Raw genomic sequence first — 2941 nt, 5'->3', positions numbered from 1 at the left:
TCCTTCGCCACTAACTGGCCGCCGTCGTTGTTAAACTGACCCGGGGTTTTCGCGCTAAAACGGTCGGCGTTGACGGTAGCGCGAGCGGTACTGATGCCCGATTGACTGGCAGTCAGTTGAATCTGCCCGGCCGCCGTCTGGCTGTCACTCAGGTCAATCTGTTGACTGTGGATAGCCAGCGTATCGGCGGCCAGATTTTTGCCATTAGCCTGAACGTGCTGCGCGGTCAGAGTCAGGGAGCCGGGGCGGGTGGTGTTGCCGTTATCATCCAGCCCTGCGGCCCATACGCTGTCATGGCTGCTGTGTATCGTGCCTGCGTTGACCGTGGTATCGCCGCGGGCTTCCACCCGGCCCTGATTATCTAACGCGCCGCCCGCCTGTAAATTCACCGCTGATTGTGACAGCAATTTACCGGTGTTCGAAACATTAGCAGACGAAGTTAATTGCAACGCGTCACGACTGCTGATAGCGCCGCGATTCTCTATCCGGCCATCGGCGGTGATATGCACTTCGCCGGCAGACGCGCCGATATTGCCGGCATTATGCACGCCCACCCCCGCTTCGGTGCCTATCAGCCTGATTTTATGGGCGTACATGCCGCCCAGTGCCGCCACATCCAGCGCAAACGCCGGGTGCTTTTCATCGTCAACCGATTTTTTCTTAATCTGCTGATGCGCCGCATCGACAATATTGCGCCCGGTGGTCACTTTCAGGTCTTGCGCGTGTAATTTGGCGTTAATCGCCACGGAGCGGGCGATAATATCGGTGTAACTTTGCTGTGTGCTGTCCATACCGTGCCCGTCAATCCGTACTTCCCCCTGATTGACATCAAACCCTTTCAACCGACCCTGTTCCATCAGCGCCTGTCCGGTGGTGAGCGTAGTGCGATGTGAGTTAATGAAACCGCAACCGTTACAGGTGATACCAGAAGGGTTGGCAATAATCACCTCGGCTTTATGGCCGGCGACTTCAATCCAGCCATTAAGGTGACTGGGGTCACGACTGTTGACTTCGTTAAGAATAACGCTGGCGTCCCCTTTGGCCAGCCACGGATTGCCTGCGACCATACCGCCCAGTTGCGTCTGGGTGGCCTGATGGCTGTTATTGAGGATCACCCCCTGTTTATCCACGTCAAACTGACGGTAGGTATTGTGGGAAACGCCGTCGGCGCCCGGGGTCTGGATATTGACCTGCGGCGTGCCGTTGGCGCTGCGAATGATGGTGGGCTGCTGACGGCCCGGCGCCTGTCCGTCGGCCACAATCGCCGCCTGTACGGTGAGCGAAACTCCGCCAAGGGCTAACAACAACCCAAACCGTAGCGCGGTGAGTCGGCAACGACGCTGCGGTGAAGAGGGGCGATGAGCGCGGCGTCCGGCTCTTCCCCGTCCGGCCCGCGCTATCTCGGCCACCACCATCCACAGCTGGCGAGATGGATTAAAGATAATACGATATAACTGCTTGTTCATGATTTTTGCTCCACACAACACTACCCACCGGCAGTTTTGTTATTTGAATTAATACTGCCAATACAGGTTGAATCCGGCCGTGACGGGGGAAGTTTGGAAACCGGCGGGTTTGGACAGCGGGACGCCGACAAACAGGTCGTAGCTCACCTTTTTCAGGCTGCCGCGCCAGCCCAGGGCGCTCCCCGCCAGGTGTTTTCCGAGCAGCGCGTCGCTGCCCCGGCCGCCCACTTCGCCATAATCCATTGCCAGATACAGCGACTGCCCTTTCAGCGGGGTTTGCCAGTCCAGTTCGTTACGGCTGTACCAGCCTCGATCAGCGGATAAGGTCAACTCGCCATCAAAGCCGCGCACCGTCCAGCGGCCGCCGATTGAGAATCGATCCTGAGGCGTCAATGGGCTGGCGCTTATCTGACGTAAGTATTGGGTCTGATAAGAAAAGGGCTGAGAAAACAGCGTTAACGGCCCGGAAAGCGTCGCCGAGAACTGGGTGATTTTAGGCAAGGCGGTCCCCTCATTGCGGTACTCTTCCGGCGCAGGTTGCGCGCCAAACCAGCGCATGCCCTGTTGATAAGTCACTTTGGTATCCAGCGTCGCGCTGCCGATAAAGTGATGATGAGACAGTCCCAGCTTCCAGCCCGCAGTTTCCCGGCGCTGAACGTCGACTTCGGTCTTATCAATAAAATTGCGCGAAGTCCGGCGATAAATTTCACCGTTAAGCCCGGTTTTCTGGTCGGCGTTACGATGCAGCACCCGGCTAAGCTGGACCGCCAGGTTTTGGCTTTTGCCCCGGTATTGGATCGCCTGATTCAGCCCGGCTATCGTCTGGGTATAATCGTAATGACTGGCCGTCACGCTGGCCATCCAGTAGCCGAACGGCAGGGAGTAATAGAGCGTGTCGTTCTGGCTGCCTTTCCCGGCAGATGAGTGAATATCGCGTCCCTCGGAGAGATAGAACAGGTCGCTGAGCGCCAGCGGGTTATCCAGAAAGAAGGTTAAACCGCCCTGATAACGCCCGGTGCTTTTGGAGCCGGTATCATCCAGATACGTGGCGACTCGCCAGTGGCGGGACTGACGCCAGTCCAGCACAATATCGCTCTCCCCCGGCTGCGCTGCCGGGACAATGTTCATCTCCGCCTGCACGGTCGGGAAACGTTGCAAGTTTTCCAATCCCTGCTCGATATCCCGTAAATCCAGTAACTTGCCTTCACGCGCGGGAAAGGGGGTTATCCGCTGGATATAGTTCCCGCTGTCTGGGGTATAGCGGATATGCCGGATTTTGCCCGGTATCATCACCAGTTTTAGCATTTGGGTACGCAGATCCTGGGAAGGAGCCAGAACCCGGCTGGTGACATAGCCGTGATTAATGAGCTGATCTTGCAACTGGGTTATCAGCCGGCTAATGCCTTTATCGCCCAGGCAATGGTTTTCGCCCTGTTGGGCGACACGTCGGAACGGTAACCAGTGCGGGAAATTTT

The 2941-nt window shown here is 57.2% G+C and carries 2 protein-coding genes; both read right to left on the bottom strand.

What is annotated here, in order from left to right:
* The coding region (locus EAE92_RS23775) for a two-partner secretion domain-containing protein (protein WP_214069828.1) at positions 1-1466 on the bottom strand (1466 nt) is incomplete at its 3' end.
* Positions 1467-1514: 48 nt separating this feature from the next.
* The coding region (locus EAE92_RS23770; protein WP_214069827.1) for a ShlB/FhaC/HecB family hemolysin secretion/activation protein at positions 1515-2941 on the bottom strand (1427 nt) is incomplete at its 5' end.

The sequence above is a fragment of the Photorhabdus hainanensis genome (assembly GCF_018448965.1).
In the GTDB taxonomy this organism is placed as follows: Bacteria; Pseudomonadota; Gammaproteobacteria; order Enterobacterales; family Enterobacteriaceae; genus Photorhabdus; species Photorhabdus akhurstii.
The sequence above is the reverse complement of the archived record's forward strand: the minus strand, read 5'-3'. Positions and strand labels throughout refer to the sequence as shown.